Source organism: Stenotrophomonas sp. YJH_SMC_110, from assembly GCF_059369255.1.
The window spans coordinates 1-23,553 of the sequence record NZ_JCAFSM010000002.1 but is presented as its reverse complement, the minus strand read 5'-3'; the positions used below and the strand labels follow the sequence as shown (position 1 = coordinate 23,553).

Sequence of the window (23,553 nt, the reverse complement as noted above, 5' to 3'; positions counted from 1 at the left end):
GCGTTCTCCCCAGATACGCGTTGGATGTGAAAATACTCGGTTGATGCCCGATCAGTTGATGCTCGAGCCGATCCGCGACGGCTCGAAGCCATCCTTGCAGAACCAGCCCTGGCAGTTCAGCCAGATCAGGAAGGCCTTGCCGCGCAGGTTTTCTTCCGGCAGCAGGCCCCAGAAACGGCCATCGTCGCTGTTGTCACGGTTGTCGCCCATCACCAGGTACTTGCCGGCCGGCACGGTCCACTGGCCCTGGCCACGCGGATAGTCGGTCTCCAGCACGGTGTGGGTACGACCCGGCAGGTGTTCGACCAGCAGGTTGGCACCCTCGCCCTGGCCCTTGTGGCCTGCATAGATGCCCTTGTTGTCGTACTTCAGCGGTTCGCCGTTGAGGATCACGCCGTCGCCTTCGAAGACCACGGTGTCGCCCGGCACGCCGATGACGCGCTTGATGAAGTTCTCACCCTTGGCCGGATCGTTGTCGCTGTGGCCGGGGAAGTGGAACACCACCACGTCGCCGCGCGACGGCTCGCCAAACGGCACGATCTTTGTGTTGCTGATCGGCAGGCGCAGGCCGTAGGAGAACTTGTTGACCAGGATGAAGTCGCCGATCAGCAGGTTCGGCATCATCGAGCTGGACGGGATCTTGTACGGCTCGGCGATGAAACTGCGCACGATCAGCACGATCGCCAGCACCGGGAAGAACGCACGCGAGTAATCCACCAGCACCGGCTCGGAGTCGAGCAGGCCCGCGCGCTGGGCGCGACGCTTGGCGAGGTACAGCTTGTCCGCGAGCAGGATCAGGCCCGAGGCCAGGGTCAGCACGACCAGGAGGATCTCAAACAGTTTCATTCAGGGTCCTTTGCAACGTCACCAGACGACCGGCCCCGCAGGGCCGGTGCGGGCCTTACTTGTTGTCCATCTGCAGGACGGCCAGGAACGCTTCCTGCGGAATCTCCACGCGTCCGACCTGCTTCATGCGCTTCTTGCCTTCCTTCTGCTTTTCCAGAAGCTTCTTCTTGCGCGAAACGTCGCCACCATAGCACTTGGCCAGCACGTTCTTGCGCATGGCCTTGACCGTGGTGCGGGCGATGATCTGCGAGCCGACGGCGGCCTGGATGGCCACGTCGAACATCTGGCGCGGGATCAGGTCCTTCATCTTCTCGCACAGCTCGCGGCCACGTCGGTCAGCGTGGCTGCGGTGCACGATCAACGACAGCGCATCGACCTTGTCACCGTTGATCAGCACGTCCACGCGCACGAACGGGCCTGCGTCGAAGCGCACGAAGTGGTAATCGAGCGAGGCGTAGCCGCGGCTGACCGACTTCAGCTTGTCGAAGAAGTCCAGCACCACCTCGGCCATCGGCAGCTCGTAGCTGATCTGCACCTGGCTGCCCAGGTAGTTGATGCCGATCTGGCTGCCGCGCTTTTCTTCGCACAGCTTGATGATGTTGCCGATGTACTCCTCGGGGGTGAGCACGTTGGCGCGGATGATCGGTTCGCGGATTTCCTCGACCTGGTTCACCGCCGGCAGCTTGGCCGGGTTGTCCATGTTGATGATCGAGCCATCGGTCTTCAGGACCTCATACACCACCGTCGGCGCGGTGCTGATCAGGTCCAGGTTGTATTCGCGCTCCAGGCGCTCCTGCACGATTTCCATGTGCAGCATGCCCAGGAAGCCGCAGCGGAAGCCGAAGCCCATCGCTTCGGAGCTTTCCGGCTCGAAACGCAGCGCGGCATCGTTCAGGCGCAGCTTGTCCAGCGCTTCGCGCAGGTCCGGGTAGTCTTCGGCATCGACCGGGAACAGGCCGGCGAACACGCGCGGCTGCATTTCCTGGAAGCCCGGCAGCGGCTTCGGCGCCGGGTCGCCGGCCAGGGTGAGGGTGTCGCCGACCGGCGCACCATGCACGTCCTTGATGCTGGCGGTGACCCAGCCCACTTCACCGGCACGCAGCGCCGGCAGCACCTTGCGCTTCGGCGTGAACACGCCGACGTTGTCGACCTGGTGGTTGCGGCCGGTCGACATCACCTGCAGCTTGTCACCGGCCTTGATCTCGCCCTGCATCACGCGCACCAGCGACACCACGCCGAGGTAGTTGTCGAACCACGAGTCGATGATCAGCGCCTGCAGCTTGTCGGTGTCGCGCGGCGCCGGCGGCGGAATGCGGTGCACGATCGCTTCCAGCACGTCCTGCACGTTGAGGCCGGTCTTGGCACTGACCGGCACGGCGTCGGAGGCATCGATGCCGATCACGGCCTCGATCTCGGCCTTGGCGCGCTCGATGTCGGCGGTGGGCAGGTCGATCTTGTTGATCACCGGCACCACTTCCAGGCCCTGCTCCACGGCGGTGTAGCAGTTGGCCACCGACTGGGCTTCCACGCCCTGCGCCGCATCGACCACCAGCAGCGCGCCTTCGCAGGCGGCCAGCGAGCGGCTGACTTCATAGGAGAAGTCGACGTGGCCGGGGGTGTCGATGAAGTTCAGGTGGTAGGTCTGCCCGTCCTTGGCCAGGTACGGCAGTGACACCGACTGCGCCTTGATCGTGATGCCACGCTCGCGCTCGATCGGATTGGAATCGAGCACCTGCGCTTCCATCTCGCGGGCCTGCAGGCCACCGCAGAGCTGGATGATGCGGTCGGCCAGCGTGGACTTGCCGTGGTCGACATGGGCGATGATGGAGAAGTTGCGGATGTTCCGCATCGAATCAGAAGACATAGGTGGCGGCGGCGCGCGGCGTCGTCAGGGTAACGGTCGATTATCGCACGCCCAGCGCCCGGCCGCGAAAACCGGCTGCCGGGCACCGGCCCGGAACGACCGAAGCCCCGCCGGGGCGGGGCTTCGGGGGAGGCCCAGGGGCCGCCGGAGCGGCCCCGGCAGGCCCTACTGGCCGGCCTTGACCGCCACGAAGGCGCTGTTGCCGTTGGCCGTGCGGACCAGCAGCATGACCACGTCGTCCTTCTTGAAGCTGGACAGCGCCCGGTTCAGGGCATCCACACTGCCGACCGCGACGCGGCCGACCTGCAGGATCACCATGCCCGGCGACAGGCCAGCATCACGCGCCGCCTGGCCCTTGACCCCGGTGATGCGCACGCCTTCGTTGCCGTTGAGCCCGAACTGCTTGCGCTGAGCCGCGCTCAGGTCGCTCACGTCCAGCCCCAGCAGGGCATTGGCCCCGGTCTGCGGCGCCGCCTCGGCACCGCCGGCCGACGGCCCGCGGGCACTGGCCTGCCCGTCTTCACTCAGGGCGGTCAACGTGGCACTGAGGTCATGCGGCTTGCCGTCGCGGTACACCACCAGGTTCACCTTGCTGCCCGGCGCCATCGCACCGATCAGCGGCGGCAGGTCGGACCAGCTGTTGACCGGGCTGCCGTTGACCGAGCGGATGACGTCGCCCACCTGCACGCCGGCCTTGGCGGCCGCACTGCCGGCCACGATCTGGTTGACCAGGGCGCCACGACTGTCCGGCAGGCCCAGGCCCTGCGCCTTCAGCGAATCGATCGGCTCCACGACCGCGCCGAGCTGGCCGCGGGTGACCTTGCCGCTCTTCTTGATCTGCTCCACCGCGCTCATCGCAAGGTCGATCGGGATCGCGAAGCTGATGCCCATGTAGCCGCCGGACGCGGAGAAGATCTGCGAGTTGATGCCGACCACTTCGCCGCGGGTGTTCAGAAGAGGGCCACCGGAATTGCCCTGGTTGATCGCCACGTCGGTCTGGATGAACGGCACATAGCGCTGGTCGGGGCCGCCCGTACTGCGGCCGACGGCGCTGACCACGCCGGCGGTGACAGAATGGTCGAGGCCGAACGGCGAGCCGATCGCGACAACCCACTGCCCCGGCTTCAGGCTGTTGGAGTCACCCACGCGCACGGTTGGCAGGTTCTTCCCGTCGATCTTCAGCAGGGCGACGTCGTACTGCTGGTCGCTGCCCACCACCTTGGCGGTGAACTCACGGCTGTCGCCCAGCTTGACCTTCACGTCACTGGCGTCGGCCACCACGTGGTAATTGGTCAGCACATAGCCATCGGGCGAGATGATGAAGCCCGAGCCCATGCCACGGCCCTTGATGCTGGGGCCACCGTCTGGCCCACCCGGCCCCTGCCCCGGCATCGGGAAGTCGGGACCAAAGAAGCGGCGGAAGAACTCCGGCATGTCATCGTCGCCCATCGGGCCGCGCGCGGCCTGGCGGTTGTTGCGGACGATGGTGGTATCGACGTTGACCACGCCCGGGCCGACCTGTTCGACCAGGTTGGTGAAGTCGGGCAGGCCACTGACCAGCGGCTGCGCCGGTGCCCGCGCGGCCGCGGCTGGCGCGGGCTGGGTCTGGGCGACGGGCGCCGGCGCCTGTGCGCAGGCCACCAGGGGAAGGGTCAGGGCCAGCAGGCCAATGGCCTGCGTGCGGAGTCGGGGAGTCATCGGACGGCAACCTCCGGGTCGGGTGGAAAGAGGAATACGGGCCCCGCCGACGGCGGGGCGTGAAGGCGCCCGGCTCAGTCGCGCGGGCGCGGCGGCACCGGCAGGTCATCCTGCAGGCGCGGCTCGAACGGATAGAACGCGGCACTACCGGCGTGGGCCGGGAAGCTGGCATTGAGCGCGCCGCCAGCGGCGGGCGCCAGGCTGGAGCGCGGCCATGGCCGGGCCTGCAGCCCGCTGACCTCGCCGAACGGCAGGTTGCGGTTGGCGTTGGCCGGCACGGTCGGGGTCAACGGTGCCTGCACGGCCGCGATGGCGCGCTGCGAAGTGTCGTCGCGCTGGGCGGCACGCGCGGCCTGCTGGCTACGCGTAGCGCTGGCACGGCGGGCGTCCTGGCGGCGGCCCGCCGCGGCCATCGCTACGGCCGGCGCAGCAGCCACGGCCACTGCGGCCGTGTCCACCGAAGCCTCGGTGACTGGGGTGGGCGCGGCCGGTGCCAGTTCCGCCTGGCTGGCGATCACCTGCGGCGCCTGCGGTTCACCCGGCGTCGCCTCCTTCAATTTCTCGCCGCCGATGAACAGGGCGACCGCGGCCACAGATGCGGCCAGCGCAGCACCGCCGCTCCAGGCGCGCCAGCCACTGCGACGCACCTGGCGACGCGGCTCGGCCTGCGGCGTCGGCTCTGCCGCAATGGCGGCCGCAACGGCGGCACTGAAGCCGGCCGGTGCCAACGCCGGGGCCTGCCCGCGCATCACGTCGCCCAGCAGCTGCCAGCGCTCCTGGCAGCCGGCCAGTTCGGGGTCGTGTTCCATCCGGCGCAGCAGGAAGCGCGCTTCATCGGCACCCAGCTCGCCATCGACCAGGGCCGACAGCTGCTCGCGATGGCGCTGGTCCAGGCGCTGCCCGGCGGGCGATTGATGGTTCTGCGATTCGTTGAACGGATTACTGGTCATACGCGGCTCTTCTCACGGGTGGCGCTGCCGATGTCCAACAGCGGCCGGAGTTCGGTGTCGATCGCCTCGCGCGCCCGGAAGATCCGGGAACGCACGGTGCCGATCGGGCACCCCATCTTCTGCGCGATATCCTCGTAGCTCAGGCCTTCCACCTCGCGCAGGGTGATCGCCGACCGGAGTTCCTCCGGCAGCGCGTTGACGGCCTTCATGACCGTCTGTTCCAGCTCCTGGCGCATCAACTCGCGCTCGGGCGTGTCGGTGTCCCGCAGGCGGGTACCGCTGTCGAACTGCTCGGCGTCACCGATGTCGATGTCATCGGTCGGCGGACGACGATTGTGTGAAGCCAGGTAGTTTTTGGCGGTATTCACGGCGATTCGATGCAACCAGGTTGAGAACTGGGCATCGCCACGGAAACTCCCGATCGCGCGGTAGGCACGGATGAAAGTGTCCTGGGCGACGTCCTGACATTCGCTCCAGTCGGCGATGTAGCGACCGACCAGGGCCACGACCCGATGCTGGTACTTGCGCACCAGGACATCGAACGCGGCACTCTCGCCGTGCTGCACGCGCCGGACCAGCTCCAGATCCAGCTCCTGAGGTGTATCAACATCGGCCATGAGGGGCCGCACTCCTGTCAGCCCAACCGACGTCGGGCAATGAGACTGCCAATCCCGGGAAAAGTTCAGTCGCCGATCACCTGGCGCCGCACCAGCTTTTAACCACCATTCGGTTAGCGTCCCGATCCACGGCCATGGATCCGGGGGCGCCACTCCCCTGCTATTGGGATTTGACGCGGGGGAAACAACCTCTGGATCATAGCCGCTTCTCCATACACAACCGGATGGAACGTCCATGCTCTCAGGCTTCGATGGTCTCCGCTTCAGCCACTGGCACCCCGAGATCCGCGACGACGGCGTGGTGGTTCTCTCCCTGGATCGCCAGGACAGCAGCGTCAATGCGATGTCGCAGGACGTGCTGCTGGAACTGGGCGACCTGCTTGAGCGCATTGCCCTGGACCCGCCCAAGGGCGTAGTCATCCAGTCGCTGAAGAAGGCCGGCTTCATTGCCGGTGCCGACCTGAAGGAGTTCCAGGAATTCGACCGTCGCGGCACCGTCAACGACGCGATCCGGCGTGGCCAGGCCACCTACCAGAAGCTGGCCGAGCTGCCCTGCCCGACCGTGGCGGCCATCCACGGCCACTGCCTCGGCGGTGGCACCGAGCTTGCCCTGGCCTGCCGCTATCGCGTGGCCTCCAATGACAGCAGCACCCGCATCGGCCTGCCGGAAACCCAGCTGGGCATCTTCCCGGGGTGGGGTGGCAGCGCCCGCCTGCCGCAACTGGTAGGCGCCCCGGCAGCGATGGACATGATGCTGACCGGCCGCACCCTGTCGGCCTCGGCCGCGCGTGGCATCGGCCTGGTCGACAAGGTGGTGGCACCGGCGGTGGTGCTCGACACGGCCGTTGCACTGGCGCTGTCCGGCACCACCCGCCCGTTCAAGCAGCGCGCCACGGCCTGGGCCACCAACACCTGGCTGGCACGCACGCTGCTGGCACCGCAGATGGTCAAGCAGGTCGCCCGCAAGGCGAAGAAGGACCAGTACCCGGCGCCGTACGCACTGATCAGCACCTGGCAGCGCAGTGGCGGCAAGCCGATCCAGGCCCGCCTGGACGCCGAGCGGCGTGCCGTGGTGAAGCTGGCCAGTACTCCGACCGCGCGCAACCTGATCCGTATCTTCTTCCTCACCGAACGCCTGAAGGGCCTCGGTGGCGGTGATTCCGGCATCCGCCACGTGCACGTGGTCGGCGCCGGCGTGATGGGCGGCGACATCGCCGCGTGGGCCGCCTACAAGGGCTTCGAAGTGACCCTGCAGGACCGCGAGCAGCGCTTCATCGACCCGGCCATGGAACGCGCGCAGGCGCTGTTCGCCAAGAAGGTGCGCGACGAGAGCAAGCGCCCGGCCGTGGCCGCGCGCCTGCGTGCCGACCTGGAAGGCAACGGCGTGGCCGAGGCCGACCTGGTGATCGAGGCAATCATCGAGAACCCCGAAGCCAAGCGTGCGCTGTACCAGACGCTTGAGCCGAAGATGAAGCAGGACGCCCTGCTGACCACCAACACCTCGTCGATTCCGCTGGTGGAACTGCGCGACCACATCCAGCGCCCGGCGCAGTTCGCGGGCCTGCACTACTTCAACCCGGTAGCGCAGATGCCGTTGGTGGAGATCATCCATCACGACGGCATGGCGCCGGAGACCGAGCGTCGCCTGGCCGCGTTCTGCAAGGCGCTGGGCAAGTTCCCGGTGCCGGTGGCAGGCAGCCCGGGCTTCCTGGTCAACCGCGTGCTGTTCCCGTACATGCTGGAAGCGGCCACCGCGTATGCCGAGGGCATTCCGGGCCCGGTGATCGACAAGGCCGCGGTGAAGTTCGGCATGCCGATGGGCCCGATCGAACTGATCGATACCGTGGGCCTGGACGTGGCCGCCGGCGTCGGCCGCGAACTGGCGCCGTTCCTGGGCCTGCAGATCCCGGCCGCACTGCAGACGGTGGAACCGGACAAACGCGGCAAGAAGGATGGCCAGGGCATCTACACCTGGGAGAACGGCAAGCCGAAGAAGCCGGACGTGGCCAGCGACTACCAGGCCCCGGCCGATCTGGAGGACCGCCTGATCCTGCCGCTGTTGAACGAGGCGGTGGCCTGCCTTCACGAGGGCGTGGTGGCCGACGCGGACCTGCTGGATGCCGGCGTGATCTTCGGCACCGGTTTCGCACCGTTCCGCGGCGGTCCGATCCAGCACATCCGTGCGGTCGGTGCCGATGCGATCGTCGAGCGGTTGAAGGCGCTGCAGCAGCGCCATGGCGACCGTTTCGCGCCGCGCCCCGGCTGGGACAACCCCGTCCTGCGCGAACCGGTGGTCTGAGTTCATCGGCCGGGCCTGCGGCCCGGCACCCGCAGAGGCAACCGCCGAAGCCAGAGCCGGAGCAACAGCCGGCTCTGGCTTTTCTGTTAGGCGGGCGGGGCGGTGTGGGCTTGCAGGACACGCCGTAAACCCATCCATGGGGGCTCGATGGCGCCATCCATGGCGCCAACGGTCCTGCAAGCCCACACCGCCCCACCCAGACAGTTTCCCGGTGACGGTTGCTGAACTGCGATGGCTGGTAGGTGTCGACCTTGGTCGACACCAGGAGCGAAGCGACCGGCGTTTGATTTTGATTTTCTTTTTTCTTCTCCGTGGCTGGACGCACACGGAAACTGTCAGAGGCCGGGCGGGGTGGGTCCGCGGGGGTGTCCGCGGCATGGATGCCGCGGCCAAGCCTCCAGGGACGGATTCACGGCGTCCCCCGCGAACCCACCCCGCCCGGCCAAGCGCGGCTTTTGCTTTACGCAACCAACCCCACAGCCACGAGGGGCTGCGCCGTTGGCTGGAACACCCTGTTACCCATACAGGGCATGTGCCCGTCACAGCTGCATGCGATGCTCACCACCTGATCCCTGCCAGCGAGAACGCCCGCATGACCACCATCATCGCCCCGCGCGTGCACGACATCGGCGGCCTCGAAGTCCGTCGCGCCGTCCCCACCCTGCAGGCGCGCAGCATCGGCTCGTTCGTGTTCGTCGACCAGATGGGCCCGGCACTCATGCACCCCGGCACCGCCATCGACGTGCGTCCGCACCCGCACATCGGCCTGGCCACCGTCACCTACCTGTGGTCGGGCGCGATCGGCCACCGCGACACGCTGGGTTCGGATCAGGTGATCCGCCCCGGTGACGTCAACTGGATGACCGCCGGCCGCGGTATCGCCCATTCCGAGCGCACGCCGCAGCCGGACCGCGATCACGACAACCCGATCCACGGCATGCAGACCTGGGTCGCGCTGCCGAAGTCGCATGAAGAGATCGAGCCGGCGTTCTACCACCATGCCGCTGCCACCCTGCCCGAGCAGCGTCGCAACGGCGCGTGGCTGCGGGTGATCGCCGGCCGTGCGTACGGCGAGGAATCGCCGGTGAAGGTGTTCGCCGACACCCTCAACGTGGCAATCGATCTCGACCCCGATGCGGAAATCGATATCGACGACGGCCACCGCGAGCGCGCGTTGTACATCCTCGAGGGCGACGCGCAGCTGGATGGCGTGGATATTCCCGCGCAGCACCTGGTGATCCCCGAAGCCGGTGCACGCGGCCGCCTGCGCGCGAAGACGCCGGTGAAGGCGATGCTGTTCGGTGGCGAGCCGCTGGATGGCCCGCGCCACCTGTGGTGGAACTTCGTGTCGAGCTCGAAGGAGCGCATCGAGCAGGCCAAGCACGACTGGGAAGCCGGCCGCTTCGGCACCATTCCGGGCGACGACAAGGAATTCATCCCACTTCCGCAGTACTGAACATCGCGTGTTGCACACATCTGAAGGTGTATCCCTGCACCCGGCGTTGACGCGACAGTCACCCGCTGATCATTGAAATGTGACATAAATCACACTTTCGACCGTCAAAGGAGTGCAACACATGAGCATGGGTAAACGCTTGTCCGCCGAGTTCCTCGGCACGTTCTGGCTGGTTCTGGGTGGCTGTGGCAGTGCGGTGCTGGCCGCCAAGTTCGGTGGCGACGGCAATCCGCTGGGTATCGGTTTCCTCGGCGTGGCGCTGGCCTTCGGCCTGACCGTGGTGACCGGCGCCTATGCGTTCGGCCATATCTCCGGCGCGCACTTCAACCCGGCAGTCAGCGTCGGGCTGTGGGCCGGTGGTCGTTTCCCGACCAGGGATCTGGTGCCCTACATCATCGCCCAGGTTGCCGGCGGTCTGCTGGCCGGCTTCATCCTGCTGCAGATCGCCTCCGGCGCCAGTGGCTTCGCCATCGATGGCAGCCAGGCGGGTGCGTTCGCCAGCAATGGCTATGGCACGCTGTCGCCCGGCGGCTACAGCGTGGCAGCCGCCTTCCTGTGCGAAGTGGTGCTGACGGCGGTGTTCCTGATCGTGATCATGGGTTCCACCCACGGCAAGGCACCGGCCGGTTTCGCCCCACTGGCGATCGGCCTGTCGCTGACCCTGATCCACCTGATCAGCATTCCGGTCACCAACACCTCGGTTAACCCGGCCCGCTCCACCGCCGTGGCCTTCTTTGCCGGCAGCGGAGCAGTCAGCCAGCTGTGGCTGTTCTGGGTCGCTCCCCTGCTGGGCGGCGCGATCGGCGGCCTGATCTACAAGTGGATCGGCAGCGACCGCTGATCCTCGCGACTCCCATTGCGGCCGACCCTCGGCGGGGCAATGGTTACTTCTGCAACCGCGAATTGTGCGATTGCTCACGTTCCGTTAAGGTTGAGTTGACCGTCCGTGCACATGCCGGATGGGGCGGCATCCGGGGATGGGATGCCATGGCCGCCGGCCCTGCTGGCGGAGCCAAACAACTCATCACCTTGGGGGATGCATGAAGTTCGTGCCTGTCATGTTGTCGAGCCTGCTGTTCGCTGCGGCCCAGGCCGCCGCGCAGGCGCCGTCCGAATGTCCTTCGCTGCCAGCCAGCAGTGGCCTGCAGTGGCAGCAGCAGGTGCAGGCCGATTTCCTGGTCTGCCGCGCCAGCACCCCTGATGGCCGCGAAGTACTGAGCCTGATGCTCAGCGCGCGTGACCCCGCCATTCCGCTGAGCCGCTCGCTGCGCCAGGAAAAAGGCAGCTTCGGCGGTGAATCGCTGTACTGGTACCAGCCCGACCTGGGCGGCCAGCAACCGCCGGGTTACGCCGAACGGCGCATCAGCGTGGTCAAGATCGACAAAGGGCGTTACGCGCAGATTGCGCTGTATCCGGACAGCGCGCAGGAGCTGAGCTCACTGCAGCAGCTGGCGCAGGGCATGAGCCTGACCCCGTCGGCCGTGGCCGCCGGGCGCTGAAGGTGACGGGGATGACTGCCTGGCAGCATCCCCGCAATGCACCTCGATCGGCAGGTAGTGCCGGCCGCCGGCCGGCAAACCCTTCGGTCCTGATCAAAAGCAGGTGCCGGCCGGCGGCCGGCACTACCTCAGAACCTGCCTTCCTGGAAATCGACGAAGGCCTGCATCAGTTCCTGCCGCGTGTTCATCACGAACGGGCCGTGCCGCATCACCGGCTCGCGCAACGGACGGCCGGCCACCAGGATCAGCCGCGCGCCTTCGCTGCCAGCCGAAACATGCAGCTGTTCGCCGCCGCCCAGCACCGCCAGCTCCTGGCGCGCAACATCACGGGCGGCGTCCTGTTCACCCACCGTCAGTCCGCCTTCAAATACATAGGCAAAGGCGTTGTGGCCTTCCGGCAGCGTGTAAGTCCAGGCCCGGTCGGGCGCCAACGTGATGTCGAGATACAGCGGCTCGGTGGCCGGCTGCACGATCGGGCCGCGGGTGCCGTCGACCGAGCCGGCGATCACCTTCACTTCCACGCCGGCTGCCGGCTGCACCACGGGAATGCGCTCGGGCGCGAACTCCTGGTACTTCGGCTCGGTCATCTTCTCCTTCGCCGGCAGGTTCACCCACAGCTGGAATCCACGCATCTGCCCGCTTTCCTGCTCGGGCATCTCCGAGTGCACCAGGCCGCGGCCAGCGGTCATCCACTGCACGCTGCCCGGGGTCAACAGGCCTTCGTTGCCATGGTTGTCGCGATGCCGCATGCGTCCGTCGAGCATGTAGGTGACGGTCTCGAAACCGCGGTGCGGGTGTTCCGGGAAGCCGGCGATGTAGTCCTCGGCCCGGTCGGTGCCGAATTCATCGAGCAGCAGGAACGGGTCCAGGTCCGGCAGCGTCGGGCCGCCGATGACGCGGGTCAGGCGCACGCCGGCACCGTCGGAGGTGGGCATGCCACGGATGGTGCGCAGCACGCGGACCGGTTCGGGAAGGCTCATGGCGACTCCTGTGGGATGGATGCCCCTGAAGATGGACGCCACATGGCCGTACGCCAATGGATGGCACCGCAACCAATTGTTCCATCCCTGATGTTGGCTGCACGTCAGCGCCACCGTCGTACGACCAAAGTACTACCGCCGATTCGTCCTGTGCCAATTGACCCTGTCGTGGGCAAGCAGGACTCTTTGACTGTCTTTCCGGGAGAGAGCACCTCATGAAAGGGTTTTCCAAACTGGGCTGGGCGGCACTCGCCCTGCTCGGCGCATTCTGTCTGGGCACCGTCGCCCTGCGCCGCGGCGAGCACATCAACGCACTGTGGATCGTGGTGGCCGCGGTCTCGCTGTACCTGGTCGCCTACCGCTTCTACAGCCTGTTCATCGCCAACAAGGTGATGCAGCTGGATCCGACCCGGGCCACCCCGGCGGTGATCAACAACGATGGCCTGGACTACGTGCCGACCAACAAGCACGTGCTGTTCGGCCACCACTTCGCCGCCATTGCCGGCGCCGGCCCGCTGGTCGGCCCGGTGCTGGCCGCGCAGATGGGCTACCTGCCCGGCCTGCTGTGGCTGGTGGTGGGCGTGGTGCTGGCCGGCGCAGTGCAGGACTTCATGGTGCTGTTCCTGTCCAGCCGTCGCAACGGCCGCTCGCTGGGTGACCTGGTGCGCGAGGAGATGGGCCAGGTACCCGGCACCATCGCCCTGTTCGGTGCGTTCCTGATCATGATCATCATCCTGGCGGTGCTGGCGATGGTGGTGGTCAAGGCGCTGGCCGAAAGCCCGTGGGGCATGTTCACGGTGATCGCGACGATGCCCATCGCGATCCTGATGGGCGTGTACATGCGCTACATCCGCCCCGGCAGGATCGGCGAGATTTCAGTGGTTGGCCTGATCCTGCTGCTGGCCGCGATCTGGTACGGCGGCAAGGTCGCCGCCGACCCGGTGTGGGGGCCGGCGTTCACCTTCACCGGCACCCAGATCACCTGGATGCTGATCGGCTACGGCTTCGTCGCCTCGGTGCTGCCGGTGTGGCTGCTGCTGGCCCCGCGCGACTACCTGTCGACCTTCCTCAAGATCGGCACCATCATCGCGCTGGCCATCGGCATCCTGGTGGTGATGCCGGAACTGAAGATGCCGGCGCTGACCCAGTTCGCCGCCAGCGGTGATGGCCCGGTGTGGAAGGGCGGCATGTTCCCCTTCCTGTTCATCACCATCGCCTGCGGTGCGGTCTCCGGTTTCCACGCACTGATCTCCTCCGGCACCACGCCGAAGCTGCTGGCCAATGAAGCGCACATGCGCTACATCGGCTACGGCGGCATGCTGATGGAATCGTTCGTGGCGGTGATGGCGCTGGTGGCGGCCTCGATCATCGATCCGGGCATCTACTTCGCGATGAACAGCCCGGCCGCCGTGATCGGTGCCGATGCAGCCTCGGCGGCGCACTACATCACCAACACCTGGGGCTTCACCATTACCCCCGAGCAGTTGACCGCGACCGCGGCCGCCATTGGTGAACCGACCATCCTGCACCGCGCCGGTGGTGCACCGACGCTGGCGGTAGGCATCGCGCAGATCCTGCACGAAGCGATTCCCAGTGGCAGCGACGCGATGATGGCGTTCTGGTACCACTTCGCGATCCTGTTCGAAGCCTTGTTCATCCTGACCGCGGTGGACGCCGGTACCCGCGCCGGGCGCTTCATGCTGCAGGACCTGCTGGGCAACTTCGTGCCGGCCCTGAAGAAGACCGAGTCGTGGACCGCCAACATCATCGGTACCGCCGGCTGCGTGGCGCTGTGGGGCTACCTGCTCTACACCGGCGTGGTCGATCCGTTCGGCGGCATCCAGACGCTGTGGCCGCTGTTCGGCATCTCCAACCAGATGCTGGCTGGCATCGCGCTGATGCTGGGCACGGTGGTGCTGTTCAAGATGAAGCGTGACCGCTATGCGTGGGTCACTGCGGTACCGGCGGTGTGGCTGCTGATCTGCACCACCTACGCCGGCTTCATCAAGATCTTCGACAGCAACCCGGCGCAGGGTTTCCTGGCGCAGGCACACAAGTTCCAGGCCGCGCTCGCCAGCGATACGATCACTGCACCGGCCAAGTCGGTGGCGCAGATGAAGCAGATCGTGGTCAACGCCTACGTCAACACCGGCCTGACCGCGCTGTTCCTGCTGGTGGTCGGCGCGGTGCTGGTGTATTCGATCAAGACCATCCTGGCGGCACGCCGCAACCCGCAGCGCAGCGACCGCGAGACCCCGTACGTGGCGCTGAAGCCGCATGAAATGGTGGATCTGTGATGAGCACGCAACTGGTTCCCGCCGGCCAGTACCAGGCGCACCGCCGCATCTGGCGGCGCCTGGTGCAGACCGCACGACTGTGCTGTGGCATTCCTGATTACGACAATTACGTCCGGCACATGCTGGATAAGCACCCGGACCAGGAGCCGATGGATTACAAGACGTTCTTCCGCGAGCGCCAGGAAGCGCGTTACGGCGGGCGCAACGGCGGGCGCTGCTGCTGAGGGCCAGGCCTGCCTTTCAGCAGGCAAAAGAAAGCCGAGCGCGGGCTCGGCTCTACACGGGCAGAGCGGGTTCGCGGCGCACGCCGCGAACCCGCAACAGGATCGTCCGGCCAGGACTCAGGCGCCGGCCATCCACTTCAGGATCAGGCCGGTGACATACGCCAGCCCGGTGCCGGTGGCATAGCCCACCGTACCCAGCAGCACGCCCACCGGGGCCAGCGTCGGATGGAAGGCTGCGGCCACCACGGGGGCCGAGGCGGCCGCGCCGATGTTGCCCTGCGAACCGATCGCGAAGAAGAACAGCGGCGCGCGCAGCAGCTTGGCTACCACCCACAGCACCAGCACGTGCGTGGCCATCCAGATCGCGCCAAGCAGGAACAGCCACGGCCGATCCAGCAGCGACAGCAGGTTCATCTGCATGCCGATGCAGGCGATCAGGAAGTACAGGAACACCGTGCCCAGCCGCGAAGCGCCTGCGGCTTCCAGCCGGCGCGCACGGGTGAAGCTCAGGCCCAGGCCCATCGCCGTGGACAGCAGGATCACCCAGACGAACTGGCTGTCGAGGCTGAACTGGCTGGCCCAGCTGACATTGGCCTTGAACCAGCCCGACAACGGCGCGGCGATGGCATGGGCCAGGCCGACGCCACCCAATGCCACGCCAACGATCACCATCAGGTCGGTCATGCTGGGAATGCGCGCGTTCTGTGCCTCGTAGGCGCTGATGCGTGCCTTCATCTCGTCGATGGCGCGGGTGTCGGCACCGTTGCGGGTATCGATCTGCTGCGCGCGGTTGGCCAAAAACAGCAGGATCGCCATCCACAGGCTGGCGCAGGCCACGTCGACCACCGCGAACTGGCCAAAGGTGGTGGCATCGGTGCCGAACACCTCGCGCATGGCCACCATGTTGGCGCCGCCACCGATCCAGCTGCCGGCCAGCGCGGCCATGCCGGCCCAGGTATCACCGGCCACCGTTTCCGGATGGATCAGCTTCATCAGCTGGAACGAGACGATGGCGCCGAGCATGATGCCGGCGGTACCGGCACAGAACACGATCAGCAGCTTTGGGCCGAGCTTGATGACGCCTTTCAGGTCGATCGACAGTGTCAGCAGGACCAGCGCAGCGGGCAGCAGCACGTCGCGCGCGACCGGGTTGTAGAGCGAGGTGTTGTGGCCATCGATGACACCGGCGGTGTTGTAGATGGCGGGGATGAAGTAGCACAGCAGCAGTGCCGGCACCCAGGCGAAGATCTTCTTCAACAACGGGGTCGGACCACTGGCGGCCCAGAAGATCAGGGCCAGGGTGGCGGCAATCAGGCCCAGTCCAACGATGTCGTTGCTGATCAGGGCGGTAGCGGGTTCGGTCGGCATGGGATCCTCTGTCGATCGAAAGAGCGGAGAAAAAAAAGCGCCGCATGAAGCGGCGCAGGTCGAGATTAACATTGTCTTCACGCCTGGTCATGCTGCGCTGCTTGTCGCCTTCCCCTGCATTGACGACGATTGCGGCATCACCGTTGTGGAGCAGGCCCATGCAGCTTGGTGCGTTCTCTGTCAGCCTGTCCGTGAAGGACCTGGCCGCCTCCCGCGCGTTCCACGAAGCCCTCGGGTTCTCGGTCACCGGTGGCGATCCCACGCAGAACTGGCTGGTAATGCGCAGCAACGGCACGGTCATCGGGCTGTTCCAGGGCATGTTCGAGGGCAACCTGCTGACCTTCAACCCCGGCTGGGACCAGCACAGGCAGGAGCTGCCCCACTTCCAGGATGTGCGTGAACTGCAGGCGGAACTGGATGCCAAGGGCATCGAACTGGCAGTCCGCACTGACCCCGATGGCCAGGGGACCGGCTACCTGCAGCTGGCCGATCCCGACGGCAACGTGATCCTGATCGACCAGCACGTGGCGCGGCCGAACGGGCGGTAATGCGAACAGCCATTGCGTGGGTAGGCGTCGACCTTGGTCGACGGGCCGCATGCCAACCAAGGTTGGCATCTACCAGGACGGCCGGATCAGGCCGGGCGCGAGGCACTGAAATCGAGCGTTACACGCGTTCCGCGCGGCTCGCAGGGCTGCAGCTGCAGGGTCCAGCCCAGGTGCTCGCACAACCGCGCGATCAGGTCCAGGCCGATGCCGCCGCCACGATCGGCGCGTCCGCCACGGGCCATGCGCGCGTGGATGGCGGCAATCTCCTCCGGGCTCATGCCATGCCCTGGGTCCTGCAGCGTCAGCACCGCCGACGCACTCAACTGCAGCTCGATATGGCCGCGGCCGCTGTTCTCGATGGCATTGCGCAGCAGGTTGCCGATCGCCGCCTGCACCACTGCCATCGGCGCAACGATATCCACCGGCGCCGCCTGGATGCCGATGCTCAGGTCCTTGTCACCGAGCAGGTGGCGATGGTCGTCGACGATCTCCGGCAGCAGCTGGTCCAGGGCGATGCGCTCGGCACGCGCGGCCAGGCGTGCCGGATCACGCGCCAGCACCAGCAGCAGCTCGATCAGCTGCTCCACGCTCTGCGCTGTGCGCAACACCCGCTGCATCTGCTGGCGGGCGCGCTCGGGCAGGCCCGGTTGCTCCAGCGCGAGCTCGGCAGCACCGGTCATCACCGCGATCGGCGTGCGCAGTTCGTGGCTGGCGGTGCTGATGAAGACCCGCTCGCGCTCGACGAACTGCTCGTTGCGGTCCAGGTAGTCGTTCAACGCACCGGCGATGGTATGCAGCTCGGCGCTGCCGCGCGGATCGACTTCGATACGCTGGCCCTGCACGCCCGGCCGCAGCCCGGCAATGTGCTGTGCCAGCAGGCTCAACGGACGCACCATCCGCTCCATGCCGAACGACGCCATCAGCACGGTGACGAAGATCATGATCACCCCGGCCAGCATCACCCAGCGCGTGGCGAACTGTTCCAGGTCATGGAAATCGGAAATGTCAAGCGCCAGCGCCACCCGTCCCATCGACTGCGTTTCACGGACCATCACCGCCGTCTCGCGGCCCTTGACCATCACTCCGTCATGCAACCCAGGATGCAGGGAGCGCAGGCTCTCTGGCAGATTGACTGCGTCAAAGCGGTACAGGCTCAGCGTGTCCGAGTCCTGCCAGCGATAGTGAGGTTCGTGCTCGACATGCTCGACGATGCTGTCCAGTTCGGAATTGAGCAGCGCGCGCCACGCGGCGTGCTCGGCGTGTTCGTGCACGTAGTTGCCGACACTGAATACTGCAATCGACAGCAGTGCCAGGTACCCGAGCAACCACCACACCACCCGCCGGTACAGCGGCCCCGGCTTACGCGCCCTCATCAGCATTCCTGCCTGCGTCGGCAGCGTCCATCAGCGCCAACCGATAGCCCACCCGCGGCAGCGTATGGATCAGCTTGTCGGCAAACGGGCCGTCGACGCTGCGGCGCAGCTCGTAGACATGCGAGCGCAGCAGATCGCCATCCGGTGGCTCGTCGCCCCACAGGGCGAACTCCAGCTGCTGGCGGGTGACCGCACCGGGGCTGGCGCGCATCAGCACTTCCAGCAGCTTGCGGCAGGCCGGGTACAGGTGCAGCACCTGGCCACCACGCTGGGCTTCCAGGGTCGCCAGGTCCAGCACCAGGTCGCCCACCTGCAGGCGCTTGCGCGGATTGCGGCCCTGCGCGCGCAGCAGCAGCGCCTCCAGCCGCACTTCCAGCTCGGGCAGGGCGAACGGCTTGGTCAGGTAGTCGTCGGCACCGGCGCGGAAGCCGGCGATCTTGTCCGGCAGCTCGTCGCGCGCGGTCAGCATGATCACCGGCACCTCCGACGCGTGCTCGGCGCGCAGGCGACGCAGCACCTCCGGCCCCTCCATGCGCGGCAGCATCCAGTCCAGGATCACCGCATCGTAGGGGTGGCTGCCTGCCAGGTGCAGGCCGGTGATGCCATCCGGGGCCACGTCGAGCACGTGCCCGCGCGACTCGAAATAGTCGAACAGGTTGGCCACCAGCTGGCGGTTGTCCTCGATCACCAACAGACGCATGCACGAAAGATCCACGGAAGTTCGTACCATGGTAGCGCCGACCATGTCGGAATGCGGTCGCCCTGCGCCCGCTCCGACGCCTTTCCTACCCCAGCCACGTCAGAGTGGCGGTTTTGCTCCCGGAGCCTGCCGTGCCCGTAGCCCTGCCCCGCCGTTGGCGCCTGCCCCTGTTGTGGCTGCTGATCATCGCCGCGTTGGCCGCCGGTATCGGCCTGCGCCAGCCGCAGCCGCCGGACGAGCCGCGCTTCGTGCTGGCGGCCCGTACCATGGTCGAAAGTGGGGAATGGCTGCTGCCGCACCGGGGCGTGGAGCTGTACGCGGAGAAGCCGCCGGTCTTCATGTGGCTGCAGGCGGCCGCTTACGAGGTGGTCGGTAGCTGGCAATGGTCGTTCCTGCTGCCGTCGCTGCTGGGCGCCCTGCTCAGCCTGTGGCTGGTGTCGGACCTGGCACGGCGGCTGTAGTCGCCGCGGCATTCCCTGTACGCCCTCGCGGCGCTGTTCTGCACCCTGCAGTTCGGCCTGATGGCCAAGCGCGCGCAGATCGACATGGTGCTGGTCGGCATGACCACGGTGGCCCTGTGGGGACTGATGCGCCACCTGTGCGAGCGCCGCAACCTGCCCGCGCTGTGGCTGGCCGGTTTCGCCGCTGGCCTCGGCACGGTGACCAAGGGCGTGGGGTTCCTGCCGCTGCTGATGGTGCTGCCGTGGTTCGGCTGGTGGCTGTACCAGCGCCGCCGCGGGCGCAGCGTGGACGGTCCGCACCCGGCAACGCTGCTGTGGCTGATCCCGGCCTTCCTGCTGGGCGTGGCGGTGTGGCTTGCCCCGCTGGGCTGGGCATTGCTGCATGAGCCCAGCGCGTCCCTGCAGTCCTACGCCCACGAACTGCTGTTCAAGCAGACCGGCACCCGCTACGCCAACGCCTGGCACCACCGCCAGCCGGTCTGGTACTACCTGCAGGTGATCCTGACCTTGTGGCTGCCGGGCAGCCTGTTGCTGCCGATGCTGTTCAAACCCTGGTGGCGCCGCATCCGCCGTGGTGACTGCCGGCAATGGCTGCTGTTGGGCTGGGCGCTGCTGGTGCTGGTGTTCTTCAGTGCCAGCCCCGGCAAGCGCGAGGTCTATGTGCTGCCAATGCTGCCGGCGATGGCGCTGGCGGTGGCCCCGCTGTTGCCTGGCCTGCTGCGACGGCTTTGCGTGCGGCGCTACCTGTTCGGCTACACCGTGGTGCTGATGCTGGCCACCGGTGTGCTCGGGGTGATGCTGATGACCGAACATCCGTGGGCCCTGGCGCAGCTGGAACGGCGGGCGATGCCCGATTCGCTGCTGCCGGTGCTGGGAGATGGCCTGCTGACCTTTGCCATTGCCCTGGCCACGTTGATCGTGTGGCTGCGGGTGCGACGTGCCGCAACGCTGGTGTTGCTGACCCACGGCATGCTGTGGATGCTCTACGGCCTGGTGCTGATCCCGGCGCTGGATCCGTACGCATCAGCGTCGGCGGTGATGCGCCGGGTGGGCGCGCGGATCGGCCCGGATGCGGAGCTGGCACTGGTCGCCTGGCGCGAACAGAACCTGCTGCAGGCAGATCGGCCGGTGCGCGAGTTCGGCTTCAAGCGCCCGTGGGCCGAACAATGGCATGACGCCGGCCCGTGGCTGGCCGAGGCGCCGGGCAAGCGCTGGGTGCTGGTGCTGGACGATGCGATGAGCCCCTGCGTGGACCCGGCCAAGGTGATCGACATCGGCATTGCCAACAGGAATCGTTGGCAACTGCTTCCCGGTACGGCCTGGGACCCGAAGTGCCACGCCGAGCGCACCGGATCGACCGCCGAAGAAGACTGAACGGTGACGCGCGCCGGGGACTCATTAACCCGGCGCGAACGGGCGTCCGACCCTTCTCCGACATCGAGGTGACGAGCATGAGCGCGGATTCCCGAACCGCCCCTTCCCAGCATGCCCGTTCGTCCCATTGATGCGGCAGCGCCGCTTGCGACATCACCACTGGCGTCAAGATTCGCCGTAACTCACTTCTGGCTGCCTGTCGCAATCGGTCTGCCCGTGTTTACGCTGCTGATGGGTTTCGGCGGTGATCAATGGGTGGCCGATCACCTGTTCCGCCTCGAAGGTGGCCACTGGGCGTTGCAGGACGCCTGGGTCACCCGCACGGTGGTGCACAAGGCCGGCAAGTGGCTGAGCACGTCGGCGGCGCTGGTCGCGATCCTGTTGTGCGTGCACCACTGGCGCAAGGGGGGCGATCGCACCCTGCGATGGGCGCTGCTTTATGTCGTAATTGGCATGGCGCTGGGTACGGGCGTGATCTCCCTGCTGAAGACCCTGGTGCCGATGGAATGTCCCTGGGACCTGCTGCGCTACGGTGGCCATCAGCCCTATATCGGGCTTTTCACGCAGCGCCCGGCCGGCATGGCCGCACAGGCCTGCTTCCCTGCCGGCCACGCCAGCGCAGGCTATGCGTGGCTGTGCCTGTACTATTTCGCCCTGCTGTGGCGCCCGTCGTGGCGCTGGGCAGGCTTGTGGATCGGCCTCGGCACCGGCCTGGTGTTCGGCATCAGCCAGCAGCTGCGCGGCGCGCATTTCCTTTCGCATGATGTTGCCACCGCGTTGATATGTTGGCTGCTGTCACTCGGCCTGTACCTGATCGTCAAAGGCATCCTGATCCGCCCTCAGCTGGACCGTCCCAACCGCCAGGAGGCAAACGCATGAGTGCATCGGTCCAACGCCCCGCCCGCCCTTCCGCGCTGGCGGGTCTTCGCCACTGGCGGCCACAGCTGTCCACCGAAGCACTGATCGCGTTCACCAGCCTGTTCTTCGCGGTGGCCGGCAACGGCCTGTTCTGGCACAGCGCGATGGCCAGCCATCCGGGCAGCCTGCGCTACGCGCTGTCGCTGCTGCTGTTGCTGCTGGGTGCGCACGGCGTGCTGCTGGGCATCCTGGTCTGGCGCTGGAACGCCAAAGTGGTGATCAGCCTGCTGCTGCTGGTGACCGCATTCGCCGCACACTACATGAGCCGCTACCACATCTACCTGGATGCGGACATGCTGCGCAACGTGCTGGCGACCGACCCCAAGGAAAGCCGCGAGCTGATGACGGTATCGCTGCTGTGGCCGGTACTGCTGCTGGCAGTGCTGCCGATGGTGGTGCTGTGGCGCGTGCAGCTGCGCCGCCGCAGCTGGGGCCGCAGCCTGCTCTGGCGTGTCGGCTTCCTGGTGGTGGCGGCAGTGACGGCTGTCGGCGGCGCGTTGATCTCGTTCCAGGATGTCTCGGCACTGATGCGCAACCAGCGTGAAGTGCGCTATCTCGCGACACCGGCCAATGTCCTGTTGGGCATGCCGCGTGCATTGCGTGGCGACAATCCGGTGCAGCGCGCGCCGAAGCTGCCGATCGGCACCGATGCCAAGGCCACCCCGCGCGCGCCGGCCAGCAAGCCGCGCCTGCTGGTGATCGTCATGGGCGAGACCGTGCGTGCGCAGAACTGGGGGCTCAACGGTGGCCGCAACACCACCCCGGAACTGGCGCAGGCCAGCGTGATCAATTTCCCGGACATGCATTCGTGCGGCACCAGCACCGAGGTTTCGTTGCCGTGCCTGTTCTCGCCGTGGGGCCGCCATGACTACGACGAGAAGAAGATCCGCGCGCACCAGTCGCTGCTGCACGTATTGAACCGCGCCGGCATCGCACCGTTGTGGCGTGACAACCAGTCCGGCTGCAAGGGCGTGTGCGAAGGCCTGGACTTCCAGTCGCTGTCCGATGCCACCACGCCGGGCCTGTGCGCCGATGGCCGCTGCATGGACGAGATCCTGCTGCAGGACCTGGCCACCCAGGTACGCGCCAGGCCCGGCGACCGGGTGGTGGTGCTGCACCAGCTGGGCAACCACGGTCCGGCCTACTTCGAGCGCTATCCGCCCGCATTCCGCCGTTTCACCCCGACCTGCGATACCCGTGACATTGGCCGTTGCTCGCGCGAAGAGATCACCAACAGCTACGACAATGCCGTGCTGTACACCGATCACTTCCTGACAAAGACCATCGGCACGCTGCAGGGCATGCAGGATTACGACACGGCGATGATCTACCTGTCCGACCACGGCGAGTCGCTGGGCGAGAAGGGCCTGTTCCTGCACGGCGTGCCCTACGCCATCGCCCCGGCCGAGCAGACCCGGGTACCGATGACGATGTGGTTCTCGCCAGGCTTCGCCAGCAGCCGTGGGCTGGACCTGCAGTGCGTGCGCAAGCGTTCGGCGGCGTATACCGACCATGACAACCTGTTCCCGTCGGTGCTGGGCCTGATGCAGGTGAAGACCTCGCTGTACGAACGCGACCGCGACGTGTTCGCCAACTGCGAGAGTTGAGGAGTGTTCGGCAGGGCTTGCAGCCCTGCACCTGCAGGGGCAACGGCCGAAGCAACAGCAACAGCGTGCATTCCGTGGGATGGTGGGGTGGGCCCGGTGGCGGGAGACGCCGTAAACCCATCCTTGGGGGCTTGGCTGCGGCATCCATGCCGCGGACACTCCCGCCACCGGACCCACCCCGCCTTCGACAGTTTTCCGCGATCTGTTGGACATGCCGATGGGGTCGGATCCGTTTTCCGTAGGAAAACGGATCCGACCCCATTTTGATTGTCGATATCTGACAGATGTGTCGACCAAGGTCGACACCTACCGACAGCACACGGAATCTGTCAGAGGTGGGGCGGTGTCGGAGTGCGGGGTGTCAGCCGCATGGATGCGGCTGCCAAGCCTTATCTGATCGGAATCTGGCAGCGTAGGTGTCGAGAGCCGGCGTGGGCCGCCGTGTAAGCCTGGATCTCGACGATCGCCATGTAG

The 23,553-nt window shown here is 66.8% G+C and carries 18 protein-coding genes and 1 pseudogene; 10 read left to right on the top strand and 9 right to left on the bottom strand.

The genetic code is table 11. The features are described 5' to 3' along the window. Positions 1 to 51: 51 nt before the first annotated feature. The 5 genes from lepB to rpoE form a co-directional block, all read right to left on the bottom strand. A complete protein-coding gene (gene lepB, locus AC5P6H_RS04720; RefSeq protein WP_014038087.1) occupies positions 52 to 846 on the bottom strand; it encodes a signal peptidase I in 795 nt (264 codons plus the stop codon). A 55-nt stretch (positions 847 to 901) separates the two neighbouring features. Further along, on the bottom strand, positions 902 to 2,695 hold the full coding sequence (lepA, locus tag AC5P6H_RS04715) for a translation elongation factor 4 (protein ID WP_032958997.1): 1,794 nt from the start codon (positions 2,693 to 2,695) through the stop codon (positions 902 to 904). Between the two features lie 180 nt (positions 2,696 to 2,875). After that, positions 2,876 to 4,408 carry a DegQ family serine endoprotease gene (locus AC5P6H_RS04710; RefSeq protein ID WP_014648000.1) on the bottom strand — a complete coding sequence of 511 codons (1,533 nt, stop codon included), beginning with the start codon at positions 4,406 to 4,408 and terminating at the stop codon, positions 2,876 to 2,878. A 74-nt stretch (positions 4,409 to 4,482) separates the two neighbouring features. Further along, complete coding sequence (locus AC5P6H_RS04705) at positions 4,483 to 5,358, bottom strand: sigma-E factor negative regulatory protein (RefSeq protein WP_495202354.1); 876 nt, start codon at positions 5,356 to 5,358, stop codon at positions 4,483 to 4,485. Next, positions 5,355 to 5,975: an RNA polymerase sigma factor RpoE gene (gene rpoE / locus AC5P6H_RS04700; RefSeq protein WP_014038091.1), complete on the bottom strand. Its 621-nt coding sequence runs from the start codon at positions 5,973 to 5,975 to the stop codon at positions 5,355 to 5,357. Before rpoE ends, AC5P6H_RS04705 begins: the two co-directional genes overlap by 4 nt. A gap of 235 nt (positions 5,976 to 6,210) precedes the next feature. Here rpoE and AC5P6H_RS04695 point away from each other — a divergent pair, with 235 nt between their 5' ends. The 4 genes from AC5P6H_RS04695 (at position 6,211) to AC5P6H_RS04680 (ending at position 11,229) form a co-directional block, all read left to right on the top strand. After that, positions 6,211 to 8,274 (top strand): 3-hydroxyacyl-CoA dehydrogenase NAD-binding domain-containing protein, encoded by a 2,064-nt coding sequence (locus tag AC5P6H_RS04695; protein ID WP_014648002.1) that lies wholly within the window; start codon positions 6,211 to 6,213, stop codon positions 8,272 to 8,274. Between the two features lie 592 nt (positions 8,275 to 8,866). After that, positions 8,867 to 9,730, top strand: a complete 864-nt coding sequence (locus tag AC5P6H_RS04690) for a pirin family protein (RefSeq protein ID WP_005410608.1) — start codon at positions 8,867 to 8,869, stop codon at positions 9,728 to 9,730. A gap of 121 nt (positions 9,731 to 9,851) precedes the next feature. After that, positions 9,852 to 10,571 carry an aquaporin Z gene (aqpZ, locus tag AC5P6H_RS04685; protein WP_142235301.1) on the top strand — a complete coding sequence of 240 codons (720 nt, stop codon included), beginning with the start codon at positions 9,852 to 9,854 and terminating at the stop codon, positions 10,569 to 10,571. Between the two features lie 199 nt (positions 10,572 to 10,770). Continuing rightward, positions 10,771 to 11,229, top strand: a complete 459-nt coding sequence (locus tag AC5P6H_RS04680; RefSeq protein WP_049441929.1) for a hypothetical protein — start codon at positions 10,771 to 10,773, stop codon at positions 11,227 to 11,229. A 128-nt stretch (positions 11,230 to 11,357) separates the two neighbouring features. On the opposite strand, the gene AC5P6H_RS04675 is transcribed toward AC5P6H_RS04680, so the two are convergent. Beyond that, positions 11,358 to 12,209 carry a pirin family protein gene (locus tag AC5P6H_RS04675; RefSeq protein WP_014648005.1) on the bottom strand — a complete coding sequence of 284 codons (852 nt, stop codon included), beginning with the start codon at positions 12,207 to 12,209 and terminating at the stop codon, positions 11,358 to 11,360. 215 nt (positions 12,210 to 12,424) lie between these two features. Between AC5P6H_RS04675 and AC5P6H_RS04670 the strand changes: the two genes are divergently transcribed. Next, entirely contained in the window at positions 12,425 to 14,506 is a 2,082-nt protein-coding gene (locus AC5P6H_RS04670; protein ID WP_014648006.1) for a carbon starvation CstA family protein, read from the top strand. Then, a complete protein-coding gene (locus AC5P6H_RS04665; protein ID WP_032958992.1) occupies positions 14,506 to 14,730 on the top strand; it encodes a YbdD/YjiX family protein in 225 nt (74 codons plus the stop codon). Before AC5P6H_RS04670 ends, AC5P6H_RS04665 begins: the two co-directional genes overlap by 1 nt. Positions 14,731 to 14,847: 117 nt before the next feature. On the opposite strand, the gene AC5P6H_RS04660 is transcribed toward AC5P6H_RS04665, so the two are convergent. Next, positions 14,848 to 16,098: a DUF819 family protein gene (locus AC5P6H_RS04660; RefSeq protein ID WP_014648008.1), complete on the bottom strand. Its 1,251-nt coding sequence runs from the start codon at positions 16,096 to 16,098 to the stop codon at positions 14,848 to 14,850. Between the two features lie 158 nt (positions 16,099 to 16,256). On the opposite strand from AC5P6H_RS04660, the gene AC5P6H_RS04655 reads away from it, so the two are divergent. Continuing rightward, on the top strand, positions 16,257 to 16,646 hold the full coding sequence (locus AC5P6H_RS04655) for a VOC family protein (protein WP_014648009.1): 390 nt from the start codon (positions 16,257 to 16,259) through the stop codon (positions 16,644 to 16,646). Between the two features lie 86 nt (positions 16,647 to 16,732). Here the strand turns inward: AC5P6H_RS04655 and AC5P6H_RS04650 are convergent, their stop codons facing one another. Beyond that, positions 16,733 to 18,019, bottom strand: a complete 1,287-nt coding sequence (locus AC5P6H_RS04650) for a sensor histidine kinase (protein WP_014648010.1) — start codon at positions 18,017 to 18,019, stop codon at positions 16,733 to 16,735. After that, positions 18,006 to 18,719 carry a response regulator transcription factor gene (locus AC5P6H_RS04645; protein WP_014648011.1) on the bottom strand — a complete coding sequence of 238 codons (714 nt, stop codon included), beginning with the start codon at positions 18,717 to 18,719 and terminating at the stop codon, positions 18,006 to 18,008. The genes AC5P6H_RS04650 and AC5P6H_RS04645 overlap by 14 nt, the downstream gene beginning before the upstream one ends. Positions 18,720 to 18,832: 113 nt before the next feature. On the opposite strand from AC5P6H_RS04645, the pseudogene AC5P6H_RS04640 reads away from it, so the two are divergent. The 3 genes and pseudogenes from AC5P6H_RS04640 (at position 18,833) to AC5P6H_RS04630 (ending at position 23,079) form a co-directional block, all read left to right on the top strand. Next, positions 18,833 to 20,554: pseudogene (locus AC5P6H_RS04640) on the top strand (ArnT family glycosyltransferase). Between the two features lie 111 nt (positions 20,555 to 20,665). Continuing rightward, a complete protein-coding gene (locus AC5P6H_RS04635; RefSeq protein ID WP_032960034.1) occupies positions 20,666 to 21,433 on the top strand; it encodes a phosphatase PAP2 family protein in 768 nt (255 codons plus the stop codon). Next, entirely contained in the window at positions 21,430 to 23,079 is a 1,650-nt protein-coding gene (locus AC5P6H_RS04630; RefSeq protein WP_014648014.1) for a phosphoethanolamine transferase, read from the top strand. The genes AC5P6H_RS04635 and AC5P6H_RS04630 overlap by 4 nt, the downstream gene beginning before the upstream one ends. The last annotated feature ends 474 nt before the right edge of the window (positions 23,080 to 23,553 follow it).

Excerpts from the sequence above, each read along its gene's own strand:
- AC5P6H_RS04675 (WP_014648005.1), bottom strand. The coding sequence starts at position 12,209 with ATGAGCCTTCCCGAACCGGTCCGCGTGCTGCGCACCATCCGTGGCATG.
- AC5P6H_RS04635 (WP_032960034.1), top strand. The coding sequence starts at position 20,666 with ATGCCCGTTCGTCCCATTGATGCGGCAGCGCCGCTTGCGACATCACCA.
- AC5P6H_RS04660 (WP_014648008.1), bottom strand. The coding sequence starts at position 16,098 with ATGCCGACCGAACCCGCTACCGCCCTGATCAGCAACGACATCGTTGGA.
- AC5P6H_RS04705 (WP_495202354.1), bottom strand. The coding sequence starts at position 5,358 with ATGACCAGTAATCCGTTCAACGAATCGCAGAACCATCAATCGCCCGCC.
- AC5P6H_RS04630 (WP_014648014.1), top strand. The coding sequence starts at position 21,430 with ATGAGTGCATCGGTCCAACGCCCCGCCCGCCCTTCCGCGCTGGCGGGT.
- lepA (WP_032958997.1), bottom strand. The coding sequence starts at position 2,695 with ATGCGGAACATCCGCAACTTCTCCATCATCGCCCATGTCGACCACGGC.
- AC5P6H_RS04650 (WP_014648010.1), bottom strand. The coding sequence starts at position 18,019 with ATGAGGGCGCGTAAGCCGGGGCCGCTGTACCGGCGGGTGGTGTGGTGG.
- AC5P6H_RS04695 (WP_014648002.1), top strand. The coding sequence starts at position 6,211 with ATGCTCTCAGGCTTCGATGGTCTCCGCTTCAGCCACTGGCACCCCGAG.
- aqpZ (WP_142235301.1), top strand. The coding sequence starts at position 9,852 with ATGAGCATGGGTAAACGCTTGTCCGCCGAGTTCCTCGGCACGTTCTGG.
- AC5P6H_RS04645 (WP_014648011.1), bottom strand. The coding sequence starts at position 18,719 with ATGCGTCTGTTGGTGATCGAGGACAACCGCCAGCTGGTGGCCAACCTG.
- lepB (WP_014038087.1), bottom strand. The coding sequence starts at position 846 with ATGAAACTGTTTGAGATCCTCCTGGTCGTGCTGACCCTGGCCTCGGGC.
- AC5P6H_RS04680 (WP_049441929.1), top strand. The coding sequence starts at position 10,771 with ATGAAGTTCGTGCCTGTCATGTTGTCGAGCCTGCTGTTCGCTGCGGCC.
- AC5P6H_RS04690 (WP_005410608.1), top strand. The coding sequence starts at position 8,867 with ATGACCACCATCATCGCCCCGCGCGTGCACGACATCGGCGGCCTCGAA.
- AC5P6H_RS04670 (WP_014648006.1), top strand. The coding sequence starts at position 12,425 with ATGAAAGGGTTTTCCAAACTGGGCTGGGCGGCACTCGCCCTGCTCGGC.
- AC5P6H_RS04665 (WP_032958992.1), top strand. The coding sequence starts at position 14,506 with ATGAGCACGCAACTGGTTCCCGCCGGCCAGTACCAGGCGCACCGCCGC.
- AC5P6H_RS04655 (WP_014648009.1), top strand. The coding sequence starts at position 16,257 with ATGCAGCTTGGTGCGTTCTCTGTCAGCCTGTCCGTGAAGGACCTGGCC.
- AC5P6H_RS04710 (WP_014648000.1), bottom strand. The coding sequence starts at position 4,408 with ATGACTCCCCGACTCCGCACGCAGGCCATTGGCCTGCTGGCCCTGACC.
- rpoE (WP_014038091.1), bottom strand. The coding sequence starts at position 5,975 with ATGGCCGATGTTGATACACCTCAGGAGCTGGATCTGGAGCTGGTCCGG.